This is a genomic window from Iningainema tapete BLCC-T55 (genome assembly GCF_014698965.1).
GTDB classification, from domain to species: Bacteria; Cyanobacteriota; Cyanobacteriia; order Cyanobacteriales; family Nostocaceae; genus Iningainema; species Iningainema tapete.
Map to the genome: position 1 here is coordinate 130,145 of NZ_JACXAE010000009.1, position 16,190 is coordinate 146,334.

Sequence of the window (16,190 nt, forward strand, 5' to 3'; positions counted from 1 at the left end):
CTAAATTAGAGAATTAGCTAAAACTTGAAAGATTTCATCAACATTATTACCAGTTTTGGCAGAAGTTAAATATGTATTTATCACTGACATCTCGGAAAAATTGTAATTTTGTTGAATTTTTTCTAAATACTCTGCTGCAATTATATCTGATTTATTGAGGGCAATAACAATATTACTTTGGGGATTAACAGTTAAAAAACTTTGAATATGTTCGGGAATATTTTCAAGGGTTTCTGGGCGTGTTAAGTCACCAACTATCACTGGTCCTTTCGCACCTTGAAAATAACTCGGAGCAATTGCCTTAAATTTATTACTACCTTCTATATCCCAAATTAACATCTGTAGTTCCTGGCTAGCTTTTATTGTTTTACGAGAAATTTTTACTCCTACGGTTGAAAGGTATTGATCGCTAAATTGTCGATCTACAAATCTGCGGATCAAGCTTGTTTTACCTACACCGAAATCACCAATTAGACAAATTTTTTTAGATATAATAGACATAAACTTACAAGTTTTATATTGGTTCGAGAACAACACAGCGTCTTAGCCATGTGGGTTGAGATGAATCAATTCCGGGTGGTAAAGTTGTTTTGCCAATCACTTGAAGACGAGACGGATCTATGCCTTGATTAATTAGTGCTTGTTGTACAGCTTTACTTCTATCGAGTGCTAACTTTTGAGCTGCGATGGCACTCTTTGTAAAATAACTATAACCAATAATGCGCAAACGCTTCATAGGATGCTGATTCAAGAAAAGTTTGATTTGCCCAAGTTTGTAACCCAAGTCTTTTGGTAATAAAGTTGCTGAATCGCCTTGAAAGTAAAACCGCACCTCAATTCGCAAGGGTTGTACTCGCACTGCACTAGTTACTGATTTTACACCAGGTATTTGCGCAAATGCTTGAGTAACTGTTTTGGCGTCTGTAATCTTGCTCACACTGCCAAGGATAAAAACTTGACTATCTTTATACTCGGCAGATATGGCTGTACCATCAATTTGATTTAAAACTTGAGTAACTCGTTTAACTTCAGCTGTGGCTAGTATAGGATCTGCTGGTACTTCAACTGATAGAATTTGATTGTCAATCAACCACTTAGGGGCAGTATTTCTGGCAATTTGTTCGGCTTTGAGACGCAGAAGTTGGTTAGGTACTCGCCCAGTGAGTTTCAGAGTGCCGTAATCTCCTGTTACCGTGAGACGATAGACAGCTAATTCCGGTGCAGAAGCTAAAGCCAGTGAGGTTTTATTTTCCATTGCATGAATTACTCCACTACGGTATTGCCAGATGCCCCAAGGAATCAAAATGATACTCAAAGCTGTTAAGCTTAATAATAGTAGAGGAGAGGGTCGATTTTTATGTTGCTTTTGTTGGGGATTATGCTGTAGATTGTTTAGCAGTGTATGAACTTGACTAGGAATAGTTTCTGGATCGCCATCAAATTTTTCAATTGACTCACCGTAATCTTTGACTATTTTGCCCAGAGTTTGCCGCATTTTGCCAATGAATGTTTTGGAAGGCTTTCCTTGTACTACAATTGCTAAGTAACAGTAGCCTGCTACTTCCAAAATAATTTTAGATGTACCGTAGTCAATTGCATCTAGTTCTGAAGTATGACCTGGTGTGATACAATCATTAACAAAGCTACGAATAGCTGTGAGCATTCCTGCTACCATCTCAGACTCTAACCGCTCAGTATCAGAGCGTTGAATGTCCGAAATAACTAAGCCGGATGCTTTGTGAATTAGAAAAATGGCTTGGACAGTGAAAGGTAGCGCTTCTTGAAGAATTAACTCTGCTTCAGAAACTCCTTGTACTTTGGCACGAATTTTTCGTTTGATTCCTTCAGGACTTAAGGTTTCTTCGATCTTTTGATTAATCGATTGGATTGTTTCTGCCATATATTTGGCAATTGTACTACCAATGATCGGATAAAGTGCATCTACAACTGTATCTTCTTCAATTTCAATTTGTTTTTTAATGGCTTTCCCCATTGTAGGTGCGATCGCTTCTGCTACTTCATCTTGTTTTGACTCGGCAACTTTAAGTTTTAAAAGTTCAGTCACCCAGGGTAGTAGTAGGTTGATTAATTCTTCTGGTTCATATATTTGATGTTCTAATTTAGTTAGATTTTGCTGAATGGTGTTTGTCAGATTTTGTAATTGAGCTAATTCATCCCCTATTAAAAGTTCTTGTAGTGTTTGCAATGCAGCAATTTTATCTTCTGAGTGATCCCCCCAACCCCCCTTATCAAGAGGAGCACAAACCCCCCAACCCCCCTTATCTTGGGGGGCAGATTGATTCTGCTGACTTTCCTGACTCAGGGGGACACAATAATCTGGCTTACCTTCCTGACTAAGAGGAGCAGATTGATTCTGCTGACTTTCGTGAGTGAGGGGGACATAACGATCCGCGCTTGCCCCCCGAATATCGGGGGGTTGGGGGGTTATTTCTTGAGAAGATAAAGAAAATTCGTCTATAGCATTCTTAGTTTGCTCAGGTGGAGTAAGAATTTTAAGTTCAACTAGCAGATTGAGAAAGTTCTCCATCTGCCTTGTTTCTTCATGGGTTAATTCTAAAGAATGATTGCTAGATTCCACTTATATCATGTTCCTAAATCTTGCTTTCAAGAGTTAAAATGAAGCATGTACTTCAGTAGAGCCGTTAGAGTGAACTAATATCTCTGATAATTTAGTTTCTATGATGAGAGAATCACTATCTTCGTTGCTTTCCGAAGCTGCTTCCCGTAACTTAGGAATGAATTCAGTCCCCTTGATTCCCATTCCCAAGGCAAACAAAATTTCTGCCATATCATCTTTAGAAACTTTGGTTTCTCTTAATTGTGAAAAACGTCGTTCTATTTCTTCTAAGATGAGATTTCGCAATCCCATCACGTCATCTTGAAGTTTTGTTTTAGTTTGTCCGAGTTCAGAGCGAATTGAGGTAGTTTGAGTATCTAATGCCTCATCAAGTGATTGTACAGTGTTAGAGAATTTTTTATTTAAGCGTTCAACTATCTGCCGCAAGTCAGCAGCTTCTTCTTGGTTGCTCAGGCTGAGTGACTTGTGCTTTTTTTCTAGTGCTTCAAATGCTGCTTTGAATTCTGTTGTAAGATTAGCTTTGAGTTGCTCAATGTGCGATCGCATCTCTTGCTGCAACAGTGAGATGTCTGATTCGAGCTTACTCATGCGGTTTTCGTACTCTCTTTGCTGCGCTCCGAAAATAATATCGCGGATTTGGTCGATATTACCAAGTCTTTCGCGCACATCTTCTCTACTTAGTTGACTCATCAGGAATACCTTGTGGGGAATATCTACTAGAGGTAGTCCCATGGGCGTAAATATTCGACACTTGAATCAAGTATGCTATAATCCCTCAATTTGCCTAACTCTAGTACATCAAGGTTATTATTCCCAGGTTTCCCACTTTTCTATCAGGTGACAAGTGTAAGTACTCAGACATTATTGATTACACAAACTTTTTTCTGACTCCTGCCTTCACTTTGGGAATTTAATTTTGTCGAACTACTTAAGACAGATGAACAAGCAAATAAACTATGACTAAGATGAGATGTTTACCTGTTGGAGTAAGTCATGGGATATCAGCCAATCCAAAACTATGGTATCATCGGCAACATGTATACAACTGCCTTAGTAGGGCTGAACGGAGCAATTGACTGGTTTTGTTTTCCATTTCATGACTCGCCGAGTGTATTTGCGGCGATGCTGGATGCTGGGAAAGGCGGACATTTCCAGATTTCACCCATGACAAACGAGGTAACTCACAAACAATTCTACTGGCCAGAAACCAACGTCTTAATCACTCGCTTTCTGACACCAGAGGGAGTAGGGGAAATTACGGACTTTATGCCAGTGGGGATGAAAGCGCAAGAACAAGGATATCACTGGTTAGTTCGGCGAGTCAAGGTAATCCGTGGTTGTATGGATTTCAGGATGGAATGTACTCCTGCTTTTAACTATGCCAGAGATGAACATCAAACAAAAATCAATTCCTATGGTGCGGTTTTTCACTCACCAACACTCAGTTTAGGACTCTCCACCGATATTCCGCTTCAAGATAAAGATGGTGGAGTAGTAGCTAAATTTACACTACATTCCGGAGAAACAGCAGTTTTTGTGCTGCGAGAAACAGAAAAAGAGGATGGTTGTAAATTCGCTCTTGCTCAGTCGGAAGCTGATGATTTGTTCAAGCAAACCGTTGAGTATTGGCGTCGCTGGCTAGACAAATGTATTTACAAAGGCAGGTGGCGTGAGGTAGTTCACCGCTCAGCACTGGTGTTGAAGCTTCTTACCTTTGAGCCGACTGGAGCAATCATTGCATCGCCTACCTGTAGTTTACCAGAAATGATTGGTGGTGAACGCAACTGGGACTACCGCTACACCTGGATACGTGACGCGGCTTTCACAGTGTATGCTTTGCTGCGGCTTGGTTTTACTGATGAGGCAAGTAACTTTATTAATTGGATGGGTTGTCTTTGTAGCAAGCAGAACCCAGATGGCTCACTGCAACCGATGTATGGAATTGATGGGCGGCACGAGTTGAAGGAAGAAATTTTAGATCATCTGGAGGGTTATCAAGGTTCTAGTCCTGTTCGGATTGGTAATCTTGCTTATACGCAGGTGCAAATGGATGTTTATGGTGAGTTGATGGACTCCATATATCTATATAATAAGTATGTAGCACCGATCTCTTATGGGATGTGGAGTCAACTACGCGATTTAGTTGATTGGGTTTGTGACAATTGGCAGCGACAAGACCACGGTGTATGGGAAGTGCGTGGTGAAAAGCAAAACTTTGTCTACTCAAAGCTGATGTGTTGGGTAGCAATCGATCGCGGTTTACGTTTAGCTGATAAACGCTCGTTCCCAGCAGATAGACAACGGTGGCATTCGGTACGCGATCGCATTTACGAAGAAATAATGACGCAGGGATGGAATGATTCTCGTCAAAGTTTCGTCCAATATTACGGTAGTGAAACCCTAGATGCCTCTAACTTAATTATGCCTTTGGTATTCTTCGTCTCACCAGTAGATCCAAGAATGCTAAATACTATTGATGCCATTAATCAATCTCCTGAACAAGGAGGGTTAGTCTACAATAGCTTGGTGTATCGCTACAACGTGGAAACATCACCTGATGGTTTGACAGGAAACGAGGGTACTTTCAATCTCTGTACATTTTGGTTAGTGGAAGCACTTGCCCGTGCCGGAAAAATTGATAGCACCAGACTCGATCAAGCCCGATTGATGTTTGAAGAAATGCTGGGTTATGCTAACCATGTTGGGCTTTATGCAGAGCAAACCGATCCTAGTGGTAAAGCATTAGGAAATTTCCCTTTGGCTTTGACGCATTTGTCTTTAATTAGTGCGGCGTATAACTTAAATAGAGCGTTGGAAGGTAAGGATTAGTGAAAATTACGTAGAGACGCGAAATTTCGCGTCTCTACAAAGTTTGGGTAACGCATAATTCTTTTGGTGGAGATGTCTAATGCACTTTGCCATCACTACATAGTAAAATGCAGAAAAGAACAAAGGTACTAGCAAATGAACATTTCGCTAAATCTCGCTCAGGAGGAATTTATAAAAACTCAAATTGAAAAAGGTAAATATACCGATGCTTATGAGGTGATTACTGCTGCTTTTAAAGTATTAGAAGAGAAAGAAAAACAGCTTGAAGAATTGCATCAAAAAAAAAATGGAAGTCAGATGGTACAAGATGATTCAGATGATACTCTTATAAAAGATTTTCTGAAAATCAGTGAATCTGCACTGAATGAATATTGGCTTGATGAAGAGGAAGACGAAGCTTGGAAAAATCTATAGAGTATTTGAGCAAAGGTGATGTAATTGTAATTAATTATCCTTTTTCCGATGGTTCAGATAGCAAAAAAAGACCTGCTTTAATTGTCGCTGAGTCTGGTGGCAATATAATTGTTTGCGTCATTACTAGTAAATCTGGTAGAGAAAAAGAAATTAAATTAGAAGATGGAGACTTTCATATTGGGAAACTAGATTTAATTTCTTATATACATCCTCATGCGCTATATACTACTAAAAAAATACAGTTCAACGAAAAGTAGGTAGCCTAAAAGATGAAAAAATTGACGAAGTTATCACTGCGATCATAGAAATTCTCCAAGAACCACCAAGTTCTCCACCTCCAGCATTCAAAGCTATAGAGCGTGGCAAACCTCCTAAAAATTGATTCATTCCTAATTTAACTTTGACATTAAATACTTTTCCAGATCTACTTTGGAAATAATGAATAGAAACTCTATCTCCTCCACTATACCCATCTTTATAAATTAGGAATATAATACCAGTAAGCTTAACAACATTTGACTTATGCTAATCCAGAAGATTGTTCAGGAACTGCAAGACATTCCTGAAGACTAACTAGCAGAACTTTATGACCTAATTCACTACTTTCGACGCTTGTTTAAGTCAAGAACGTACACAACCCCGCACCCCTGGTTTATTGAAAGGAAAACTCGGCGATGCTTTCTTTGAACCATTACCAGAAGAGGAACTCCAACAATGGGAATGAGCTATCTCATCGACACCCATATCTTTCTGTGGTGGCTCTCTATTATAGAGTATCAAGATTTTTGCGATCGCTTGGAAACCCGGTTTCTAGAATTGTATTAGATCGAGCAACCGTTCAGCAAAAGCTTACCAGGCTACCCGATCGAGTTTGATTTTTGGATGTCGTTACCTACATCTCTGGAGCCAGATCTGGACTCTTCTTCTGTACGCCCAACAGATTCCCATCTGCTAGTTCTGACTAGTGAAGAGCGCTCGCAACGGCAACCACAACCCGAAACCCGATGTTGTCGTTCCTGTTGTCCGGCGCGTTGTAGTCGCGATACGCCGAACGGCAATTCCTCGGATTGTTGTTCCAAGAACCGCCGCGCAGCATTCGGAAGTGTCTGCCCCATCTTCACCCTCTCGTAAATACAAGAGTTGTGAATATCTTTTGACGTAACCGCCAAGTATCTCCATGCTTGATGTGAGCAACCCAGCTTTTAATTGAGCAAGATACGTCTTTAATTTTAATTTTACCTTGAGCGTAGTCTTTTTGCAATCGCCTTAATCTGCGCCGCGCTCGCCTGAGGTTTTCTGTTCTCACGCGAATCCGATCTGGTAAGACGCGAAACCCCAGAAAATCTGCACCATACCAAGTTTCAAATAGTTGGCTTTTTACAGGATGAAGTTTCAGCCTGAAACCAACTAAGTATTCTTCTATCGCTACTCGCGCCTCTGCCAGAAAGTCTTTATCATCAGAAAATAAGGCAAAATCATCTACATAACGGACATACTTTTTAACTTTAAGTTGTTCTTTAACAAAGTGGTCTAAACCATTAAGATAGACATTGGCAAAACATTGACTGGTGAGGTTGCCAATTGGTAGCCCTTTTCGTCGCTGTAATGGTGAGAGTAAATCATCACCTGGAAAATATTCAATCGGAGAATCTTGAGGATTGCTGTTATCAATAATTCTGTCTATTAACCACAGGGTATCTTTACATTTAATTTTGCGCCGCAGGAGTGTTTTGAGAATGGCGTGGTCGATGCTGGGGAAATATTTCTTAATATCGCACTGCAAAACGTAGCGGCTAGAACGAGCGAAGGTAGTGAAGCGACGCAAAGCACGGTGAGTACCAAATCCTAAGCGATTGGCATAAGAATCGGCAATAAAAGTTTTCTCAAAAATAGGTGATATAATATTGCATAAAGCATGATGTACCACGCGATCGCGGTAAGGTGCGGCGGAAATCAAGCGTGGTTTAGGTTCACAAATCTCAAAGGTTTTGTAACGACCTGGTTGATAAGTTTTTGACTCTAATTGGCTTTTAAGCTTGACCAATTCTGTTTCTAAGTTGTAGTGGAATTGTAAAACATTGTCTCGAAGTCGTTTGCCCTTTTGTGCTTGACATGCTGCTTCAATCAAGTTGGCAAAATCGGTAATTGCGGGATAAAGGTTACCTACTCTTTTCATATTTATAGAAACGGACAACCTAGAAACCCGGTTTCTTTAAGAAACCGGGTTTCTAAGAAGTGGAAGTTAGTCAAATGTTAGATGTTGAATTATTTGGTTGTCAATTTCTTGATTGGCTTCAACAAAGAGACGATATGAATCTACAGAAGGAAACTGTGATCGCACTACGTCTAATTTAGGAAGTTTACCACCTCGCAATTCAATATATTCTGGGTAACTAGAAAATTCCCAATCTTCTGGTTTTTCTACTAGCTTTGCACTCACAGGATTTAAATGTATGTATCGTGATAGCTGTAATAAATATTCGTTACTATCTACATGAATAGCTTGGAAACGTCCTTGAAAGAGTGAACCAACTCTCCCATAGCGTTTGTTGATAGCCTTGGTGTAAGAAAGAGTAAAGGGTTGCATCACATCTGAAAGGTTGTCAATCTTTAAATAAGCTAATAAATGATAATGATTGGGCATCAAACAGTAAGCTACCACTTCTAGAGCATCTTTGGCTAGGTAATTCCTTAACTGGCGCAAGAAGTATAGGTAGTTATCTCGCTCAAAGAAAATGAGTTGACGGTTATTACCTCGATTGTAAATATGGTAGTAGTGACCAGATCGAAATTCAACGCTACGACTTGGCATATAAACCTTCTCAAGGGGTTCTAGAAACCCGGTTTCTTTAAGAAACCGGGTTTCTAAGGAGTACATTTATTGTTCCCTCTTTCCCGCCGCTGCTGTCTAATCCAACCACCTAGTTCATTACCAATCTCATTTATTCGTTCTCCAACATATTCATATCGTTGCTCATCAAACAGTTGAAAATCAAAGAGCAGCCGTGTTTGATGACGCAGAACGTCTAATTTAGCATTCAATGATTCCAATTTAGCTAATTTTTCTGGAGCGTATCGCGCCTCAATTAAACCCTCAAGTAATTCGTAGAGCCTTTCTATCATCCGATTGCCGAGAATAAACTTGTGATTTCTCGGCAGACGCTCCAAGATAGGTACATACCATCTGATGAAGTCGTAGGTTCGTTGAATAATCGGTAAGTTTTGCATTTTGCGAAAAACCTCTTTGTTCCAAATTCAAATTTTTGCCCCGGTCTACCACCTAACCCCTCGCCGGAAACGGCAAGGGGTTAGAAGTAAAAATTATATATTAGGTAATTAGACGGATGCGATTAAGCAGCGTTGCCCAATCAAGATATGAATACGCGAAAACTACGTTTTTGTAGAGACGTTCCGCCGGAACGTCTCTACCACATCAGGTAGATATTGTGGCACATAACATGGATTTTTTGCAACAATGAAAAAAATAATTATTCGTCGCTGTCTTTAACACCGAGAAACCCGGTTTCTTTAAGAAACCGGGTTTCTGATGCATCCGGGTATTCTCGTTAAGCGCCTCTGGCTGGGAATGCCTACTGTGGAGGCTCCGCCTCCCAACAAAGATCTTCAGGCAGAGCCTCATCGAATGCTATACTCTTCGAGTACCCATTACATTATAATAGTAAATTATTTTCATACTAATACAAACGTATTGGTATGAAACAACGAAAAACTCATATGTTATACTATGAGGTAGTAGTATGTTAAATAAGCTAATCGTCATTCATTTTTCAAGGATAATTAGTTCGTAGTAAGGGCTGTCTTCCCTTTCCCAACATACAACTTAAATGCTCATTAGCTTAGCACTTTTCCAGCCGATTCTAAAATTCCTGGATTAATGTCTTGACAAACTTTGGGGCTTTGCGGATAATATAGGGAGTCGTGCAATTGAAAAAAAATTTTTCCGCCTTCGGCGGGGAAGGGAAAAAAAGAAATAGAGTAAAGGGTTAGAGGGTTGAAGTGTAAAGAATTGTTAAGTCCTCGCAACGGCAACCACAACCCGAAACCCGATGTAGTCGAGCCTGCGGTCCGGCGCGTTGAAGTCGCGATACGCCGAACGGCAAAGCCCCGGATCGTTGTACCAAGAACCGCCGCGCAGCATTCGACGATTATCATTCTCATTTACTTCTTTCCATGCACTACCGTCGTTAGAAGCGCCTTCATAATCTTCGTGCCAATTATCAGCACACCATTCCCAAACGTTCCCGTGCATGTCATACAACCCGAAAGCGTTAGCTACATTAAAGCTGCCGACTGGAGTTGTTTTTTCCCGGTATTCTCCCTTTAAACCAGATCCATAAGTATACTCACCGTCGTAATTTGCCAACTCAGGCGTAATGGTTTCGCCAAAGTGGAAAGGTGTAGTCGTGCCTGCACGGCAAGCATACTCCCACTCTGCTTCACTAGGAAGTCGGTAGTGGCGTTTGGTATGTACAGATAGTCTAGCACAGAATTCCTCTGCATCATACCACCAAATTGAATCTACTGGAAGATTATCTCCTTTAAATCTTGATGGATCGGGATCAAGTTCACGGTTAACTTGAGGAAGATTCGCCACAACTCTCCACTGTGCCTGGGTTACGGTGTACTTACCCATGAAAAACGGTGGAACCGTTACTTCATGCTGGGGACGTTCAGAGTCACTGCTTTCCGCTTCAGTTTCCGGTGCGCCCATTATAAATGTACCACCAGGTATGGCTACCATTTCTAGGGGGACGTTGTTAGGGAGGTTTTCTGTGAAGTACTTAGCTTCATGACGGGTACGATTGATGATAATTTGGGGTTTCCTACGCCCTTTTGACTTCTCTACCTCCACCGTCGCCACATCAAATGTAAAAGTCTTGAGGAGAACTTTTTTACCGTTGATTTCTCCCTCATCAATTTGCTTCCACTGTTTCTCTAACTCCTCAGCAATGTGAGCGTAATCTCCTCCCAAGCGTTTTAACACTTTTGCTGTTAGCAGAGCAAAGGGTTTTGTACTAAACCCATCTATTTGGGCTACTTGTGGCTTTCTGAGCAAGGCGTAAAACTCTACAAGAGATTTTCCCAGGCGTTGAGCGAAATATTCAGAAATAGCATTGAGAACCTCTAAAGAATGTGTCTCAGGGGCTGCTTCGAGGAAAATATCGCGTATTTTTTGATCATCGCTTCTTTCTTCATCAATGAAAATAAACTGTATCTCATCGGGATTCGTTGCTGGTTTAATTTCGCCTAAGGGTTTTAGGATTCCCCCAAGGAAGACTTCGGCAACATGGACTTGTTGCGATTCTTTCAGCATTTCGTTCTGAATTACACGGACAATGGGCAAAGTAATGACGGGTGCAGCAGACAGTAAACTCGCTAACTTTCGCGCCATTGGGGAAGCTGTGAGGCGGAAGCTGTTGACTAGTTCTTCACTGTCAGCGTCTGGTTCAGAATCTTCATCATCAATTAGGTGAATCTCAGATGGAAAGACAAAACCCGTCGCCTTAGCGTAACTTTTTCCCACAACCATCTCACTCCAAGTCGCTGCCATCTCCGGTTCTAGAGTAAATACCGGAACTTTGATTCCTGTGGCAAAATTAATGTCATCCCAAAGTAAAACGTCTTTGATGCGTAAGTTTTGATTTGCGACTCCTGGTGTTGAACTTCCTAGTTGTACCATTGCTCCCAAACTCAGCCCTGTTCTGAGCCACAACCATTCTGGTAACATCTGTACAATGGCGACAGGATTCTGCTTAACCCACTTTTCTAAAACTGAGATGGCATCCCCATTACGCCAAATTGTACCAACACAATCACTAACTACTAAAATAAGACGCTGACCTGTGGGATCAATCAGTTCGCGGGGATCGTAGGTACGGCGATGGTGGATTTTACTTGTTCCCCTTTGGAGGACAACCTTTCCTTTTTGATTCGTTACCAGTCCCCAAGTTCGCACATCTCGAAACGCCCCACAATGTTCTAACAGTTTTTGCAACTCCTGAATTGTTTTTTGCCAGAAAATCATGGATTTGCTTTCATCAACCACTAACGCTAAATCAAACCAAGGTTCTAGGGCTGGTTTGAAAACGGGAATGCAGATGCGATTTTCAGCAGTGCGCTGGGCGGTTGCTTGTTCGTCTATCACCACCTTTGTCCCAGAAAAAATCTTTTGCATCAAGGGACGTAATGCCCTAGCAAGTTTTAGAGGTTGACGTAATGATCGTGCATCTGAAAGTTTGATGGGTAAGAAATCACCTTGGCTTCCGGGTTGGGAGCTGGTTGCAGTATAAACTTCTGCCCTTGGTTCTGTGTGAGAGGAAGGAGAGGGGGAGGAGGAAGTAGCTGGGTTGGATGGTTGTTTTCTACTTTCAATTGGTTTTGAAACTGAGGGCATGACAGAAGTCTCACCATCTCCTGGAGATTTCAGCGCTAGCCAGAGAATATCCGCAATTTCTGTAGTTGTGAGTTCTAATTTCTTGCCCAGTGCTGCAATCAGTTGATCGAGTTGTGGTGATGCTTCATCAGTCATGGTATCTCCTTTTTTAAACCAAGAAACTACCTAGAAACCCGGTTTCTTGGAGAAACCGGGTTTCTCAATCACATTTCAACTTTACAATTCTTCTGTATTAGACAAACTCTTCAATAATAATGCTTTTATGGCTTCTCTATCAGTAGCTTGAGGACTAACATGATTTGCTAGTAAATAAATGACATTCAATAACTGATCCGTAGCGCGATCGCCTTTCTCAACAAACTCTGCCACAAGTTTGTTAATTTCCGTTGAAGCACCTTTAAAAGTGTCTTCACCAAAATGAGCTTTTACAATAGTTTTCAGCGCTTCTTCTTTAGGATCTGGCATTTTTACCCGCAGACACCGACGCATAAATGCTGGAGGAAATTCCCGTTCTCCGTTACTAGTCATAATCACGATAGGAAATGCAGCGCACTGTACCCGTCCCTCATAAATAGAAGCTTTTATCCCTTGATCTTGCGTGTGAACTTTGACTCTGTGAACTTTGACTCGGTTATCTGTATCGTGGTTCTCTTTTTCCTCTGCATCGTGGTTCTCTTTTTCCTCTGCATCGTGGTTCTCTTTTTCCTCTGCATCGTCAACCTGACGAACGAGTTCGGAAATCTCAAACATTCCCTCTTCAAAAAGATGCAAAAGGTCGTTAGGTAAATTGATGTCACTTTTGTCAATTTCGTCTATTAGTAGAACTCTGGGCAACCGCGAAGGCAAAAATGCGGTTCCCACTGAACCTAATTGAATATAATTACCAATATCTTTTTCTTTTTCGTTCTTTAGCTGGGCGTCCTGTAGTCGAGCAATGGCATCATAACGGTAGAGTGCATCCTGTAAAATAGACCGCGCTGTAATTGACCAAGTGAGAACTGGTCCTAGTTTGAGTTCGTGGGCGATCGCATAAGCTAAAGAGGTTTTTCCCGTGCCTGGATTTCCAGTAACCAACAAAGGTCTGCGTAAATAAAGCGCTGCATTCACCCCATTCACAACGTCTTTCCATCCCTCTGTTGGTTCTTCTGTCCCATCTTTTTTATTTTCATAAATACGGAAATTGGCTCCTTTTTTCTTACCTCGCTCATTTTCTGGCGCATCAGCTAATTTTTGAATATCTTTCCAGCGTGCGTCAATTTCCTCCTTTTCTTCCTCTCCCATCGTGTTGATATTCCGAAAAGTCCGCCAAGGAGGAGGTTCGGGAAGTTTTTCAATCTTAACATTAGAGTGTTCCTTCCCATCGCCATAAAAATACCGCCATTCTTTCATAATTTTCTACTCTTTACTCTTAGCGATCGCTATTTCAATTTTAGGTTCTTAATTTTTGGTATTCGATGAGGATTATCACACAAAAACCCTAAATGATACCCTAAGTAGTTTTGAGGATTTTCTTCACAATAAGCTTCCTTACGAATCCGACAAATTTCATCAATTAATTTTCGTAAATTATTGTTTAAGCAGTCTATCGTTAAATGACAATCTATTTGTTCTTCTAGCTTAAGATGAGGAGGAGTTTCGTCTCTTGTCCAAAAAGCGATTGGTACTCCTCCAGAAAGAATTGTTTGAAAGAAAATTTCTTGGTCTTTGCTATTTCTTGAGAGAGGTGAAGTTAACTTTAAACCTATTTTCTCTTTTAAATCGTTAGCTATTTTCGACCAATTACGCTCATCCTTTTTGCTAATTGGTTTAATCTTTTTCATAATAATATCTTGACTATGATTTTCATTTAAAGTAACAATTAACCTATTCCATCCTTGTCTTAAATTCCTCAATGAATAAGTTCCGGTGATGCGCTCAATTGGATGTACTATAAAATTAAACTCGCTGACAATCGTTATATACTTAAAATCATTCTTTATCTTCCACAATTCGTCTATGTTTTGACTCAGATATTTGTAGGATAAGAATATTTCGATTGTTAAGTCCAATACTTCAGGATGTTTGTCGATAAAAGCACGAATAATCCTGTCTAATTGCTCAGAAATTTTTTCAAAAGAATCACACAAAATTCCTTTTCTGTCATTATCTTCATGAGCAAAATTTAATAGTTCTTCTAAATGCACAGGTTCTGGCTGAGGTTTTTGTCTCTCATCTAGAATAAATTCTGCTTCCAGACGAAAATTCTTACTCTCAGGATAAACTATAATTAATAGATAAGACTGTAATTGTTTATAATCATATTCTTCTTTGGAAATGTCGGGAAGTTTAATATCCAATTTTGCTATGACTTGCTCTAGCCAATTCTCTAAGTCTTGATATTTTCTATCATCTCCTTGCTTTTGATTGGCAAGTCTCTGTGCCAACTCTATAATACTAGTAGGAATATCACTATTGGTTTTAGGATAATCCTTTAATAAAATCTGGATGATACTTTCTATATCTTTTGGATTACTTACTTCTCTATTATCTATTGCTGCGCCTTTAGGCAAAGTTTTTAAATAAGCATCTTTAACTAATTTAAAATCTATTTTATCTAAAATCAATTTCAGCTTACTTAAATTATCATCTGTAAAATGATTTGAATAATTTTTGCTAAAATTTAGTAATTTTATATTGCCTGGATTAGCTCTCCTTACGGCATTTATAAGTTCTCTAATTTGATTTTTAGCCTTCAAATCTTGAATTAAATAAAATAATTTTTGCTCATAACTTTCACCTCTAGCAATTTGATTAAAATCTTGATCTAATTCTTCTTTCAGCATCATTTCAAAGTTACCCTCAGTTGGAAAAGCATCCAGGAGAGCCTCACGTAATTGTTTCCTTACAGAACCTGTTAACTCCAGGTTATGGCTATCATTCGACGGGGATACATTCTCGTTTTCCCGTTCCGCTTTAAACAAGTAACCATCTGGTACACGCATGAAGATGACAGGCGTAGCAAAATCACGTTTGCGGTATTGAGTTGCATTCAAGGCTATAGTTCGGCGTCCATACTGTGCAGCTATATCCACAGGATCGTCTTGAGCAAGTTGTGCGTAGAAGCGGCGGGCAAAACGACTGGCTGTGCTATTAGAAACTTCATACTGCATTGCCACCACAACCGGAATATTTTGCTGCACAACAGAGGAAGCAACACCAACAAAAGCCTGTGATGCAGATAACATTGCCCCTTCACAAGCTTGTAGCATAACAACACCGGGACGATGCTGGTTAAATAGTTCGCCAAAGTAGTCCGCATCAACCCACATTGCGTCACCCCAGTCTTCGACAAGTGCTATTTTCCCAACTTGCTGATTGTTTTCATTCTTTAAACAACCATGCCCAATGAAATGAAAAATATGTGGTTTTTTAGTCAAGACAGCATCAATAGTTTCAGGATTCGCGGGATTAACTACTGGTAGCAACTCAACCTGTTGTGCTTCAGCAGCTAGTTTTTCTAAAGCCGTTTCTACTGGCTGATAGTCAACTGAACCTAAATTTGCAGGTGCAGAAACAACCAAAGCAATCCGCAGTTTTTCATTTTTGTTTAGTTGAATTGGTTTGGCTGGAATCCACTGCGAACGACGGCGCGAAAAAACCAACTGGGGTACAGTAGCTATCCAAATCGTGCCTAAATTAGCCCTTTGCGGCACACACATAAATTCCCAAGGTAGCGCCGCTACTTCAGGCATGATTCGTTCATCAATATCCAGTTCAACCCGCAGTAGTTGCTGTTTTGCTTGAACAACTTCATTGTAAAAAACAACAAAATCGTGGAGAAGAACATCATCAAACAGCATATCAAACAAAGCTTCTCCCAGCAATCTTGACTGGCTGGCGTCATTTAGCTGATTTTCACGACTGATTTGCAGGAGTTCCTTGATTTGTTCAGTC

Annotated in this window: 14 protein-coding genes; 3 read left to right on the forward strand and 11 right to left on the reverse strand. The window is 40.3% G+C overall.

The features are described 5' to 3' along the window. Genes ICL16_RS01430 through ICL16_RS01440 form a run of 3 tightly spaced genes read right to left on the reverse strand, consistent with a single transcriptional unit; the run spans window position 1 to window position 3,331 of the window. The gene (locus ICL16_RS01430) at window positions 1-501 is read right to left on the reverse strand and encodes a Rab family GTPase (RefSeq protein WP_190825109.1); all 501 of its coding nucleotides are present in this window, start codon (window positions 499-501) and stop codon (window positions 1-3) included. A gap of 13 nt (window positions 502-514) precedes the next feature. After that, window positions 515-2,599, reverse strand: a complete 2,085-nt coding sequence (locus ICL16_RS01435) for a BON domain-containing protein (protein ID WP_337906882.1) — start codon at window positions 2,597-2,599, stop codon at window positions 515-517. A gap of 33 nt (window positions 2,600-2,632) precedes the next feature. Further along, window positions 2,633-3,331, reverse strand: a complete 699-nt coding sequence (locus tag ICL16_RS01440) for a hypothetical protein (protein WP_238360536.1) — start codon at window positions 3,329-3,331, stop codon at window positions 2,633-2,635. Window positions 3,332-3,592: 261 nt separating this feature from the next. Here ICL16_RS01440 and ICL16_RS01445 point away from each other — a divergent pair, with 261 nt between their 5' ends. From ICL16_RS01445 to ICL16_RS01455, 3 genes are all read left to right on the forward strand, one after another. After that, entirely contained in the window at window positions 3,593-5,428 is a 1,836-nt protein-coding gene (locus tag ICL16_RS01445) for a glycoside hydrolase family 15 protein (protein WP_190825110.1), read from the forward strand. Between the two features lie 135 nt (window positions 5,429-5,563). Next, window positions 5,564-5,842 (forward strand): ribbon-helix-helix domain-containing protein, encoded by a 279-nt coding sequence (locus tag ICL16_RS01450; RefSeq protein WP_190825235.1) that lies wholly within the window; start codon window positions 5,564-5,566, stop codon window positions 5,840-5,842. Further along, window positions 5,827-6,099 carry a type II toxin-antitoxin system PemK/MazF family toxin gene (locus ICL16_RS01455; RefSeq protein WP_238360537.1) on the forward strand — a complete coding sequence of 91 codons (273 nt, stop codon included), beginning with the start codon at window positions 5,827-5,829 and terminating at the stop codon, window positions 6,097-6,099. Before ICL16_RS01450 ends, ICL16_RS01455 begins: the two co-directional genes overlap by 16 nt. On the opposite strand, the gene ICL16_RS45175 is transcribed toward ICL16_RS01455, so the two are convergent. The 8 genes from ICL16_RS45175 to ICL16_RS01490 all read right to left on the reverse strand — a co-directional run bounded on the left by ICL16_RS45175 (window position 6,086) and on the right by ICL16_RS01490 (window position 16,120). Then, a complete protein-coding gene (locus ICL16_RS45175) occupies window positions 6,086-6,229 on the reverse strand; it encodes a hypothetical protein (RefSeq protein ID WP_238360538.1) in 144 nt (47 codons plus the stop codon). The two genes, ICL16_RS01455 and ICL16_RS45175, sit on opposite strands and share 14 nt — an antisense overlap. A gap of 574 nt (window positions 6,230-6,803) precedes the next feature. Beyond that, a complete protein-coding gene (locus tag ICL16_RS01460) occupies window positions 6,804-6,938 on the reverse strand; it encodes an SUMF1/EgtB/PvdO family nonheme iron enzyme (RefSeq protein WP_190825111.1) in 135 nt (44 codons plus the stop codon). Between the two features lie 21 nt (window positions 6,939-6,959). After that, window positions 6,960-8,018 carry an RNA-directed DNA polymerase gene (locus ICL16_RS01465; protein ID WP_190825112.1) on the reverse strand — a complete coding sequence of 353 codons (1,059 nt, stop codon included), beginning with the start codon at window positions 8,016-8,018 and terminating at the stop codon, window positions 6,960-6,962. A gap of 66 nt (window positions 8,019-8,084) precedes the next feature. Next, complete coding sequence (locus tag ICL16_RS01470) at window positions 8,085-8,654, reverse strand: transposase (RefSeq protein WP_190825113.1); 570 nt, start codon at window positions 8,652-8,654, stop codon at window positions 8,085-8,087. Between the two features lie 53 nt (window positions 8,655-8,707). After that, a complete protein-coding gene (gene avd / locus ICL16_RS01475; RefSeq protein WP_190825114.1) occupies window positions 8,708-9,070 on the reverse strand; it encodes a diversity-generating retroelement protein Avd in 363 nt (120 codons plus the stop codon). 802 nt (window positions 9,071-9,872) lie between these two features. Continuing rightward, a complete protein-coding gene (locus ICL16_RS01480) occupies window positions 9,873-12,392 on the reverse strand; it encodes a formylglycine-generating enzyme family protein (protein ID WP_190825115.1) in 2,520 nt (839 codons plus the stop codon). Window positions 12,393-12,473: 81 nt separating this feature from the next. After that, the gene (locus tag ICL16_RS01485) at window positions 12,474-13,646 is read right to left on the reverse strand and encodes a MoxR family ATPase (RefSeq protein ID WP_190825116.1); all 1,173 of its coding nucleotides are present in this window, start codon (window positions 13,644-13,646) and stop codon (window positions 12,474-12,476) included. 29 nt (window positions 13,647-13,675) lie between these two features. After that, on the reverse strand, window positions 13,676-16,120 hold the full coding sequence (locus ICL16_RS01490; protein WP_202895356.1) for a VMAP-C domain-containing protein: 2,445 nt from the start codon (window positions 16,118-16,120) through the stop codon (window positions 13,676-13,678). Window positions 16,121-16,190 lie beyond the last annotated feature (70 nt).

Bases quoted from the DNA above. Each gene is read 5' to 3' on its own strand.
- ICL16_RS01470 (WP_190825113.1), bottom strand. From the start codon at position 8,654: ATGCCAAGTCGTAGCGTTGAATTTCGATCTGGTCACTACTACCATATT.
- ICL16_RS01450 (WP_190825235.1), top strand. From the start codon at position 5,564: ATGAACATTTCGCTAAATCTCGCTCAGGAGGAATTTATAAAAACTCAA.
- ICL16_RS01480 (WP_190825115.1), bottom strand. From the start codon at position 12,392: ATGACTGATGAAGCATCACCACAACTCGATCAACTGATTGCAGCACTG.
- ICL16_RS45175 (WP_238360538.1), bottom strand. From the start codon at position 6,229: ATGAATCAATTTTTAGGAGGTTTGCCACGCTCTATAGCTTTGAATGCT.
- ICL16_RS01430 (WP_190825109.1), bottom strand. From the start codon at position 501: ATGTCTATTATATCTAAAAAAATTTGTCTAATTGGTGATTTCGGTGTA.
- avd (WP_190825114.1), bottom strand. From the start codon at position 9,070: ATGCAAAACTTACCGATTATTCAACGAACCTACGACTTCATCAGATGG.
- ICL16_RS01445 (WP_190825110.1), top strand. From the start codon at position 3,593: ATGGGATATCAGCCAATCCAAAACTATGGTATCATCGGCAACATGTAT.
- ICL16_RS01485 (WP_190825116.1), bottom strand. From the start codon at position 13,646: ATGAAAGAATGGCGGTATTTTTATGGCGATGGGAAGGAACACTCTAAT.
- ICL16_RS01460 (WP_190825111.1), bottom strand. From the start codon at position 6,938: ATGCTGCGCGGCGGTTCTTGGAACAACAATCCGAGGAATTGCCGTTCG.
- ICL16_RS01465 (WP_190825112.1), bottom strand. From the start codon at position 8,018: ATGAAAAGAGTAGGTAACCTTTATCCCGCAATTACCGATTTTGCCAAC.
- ICL16_RS01440 (WP_238360536.1), bottom strand. From the start codon at position 3,331: ATGGGACTACCTCTAGTAGATATTCCCCACAAGGTATTCCTGATGAGT.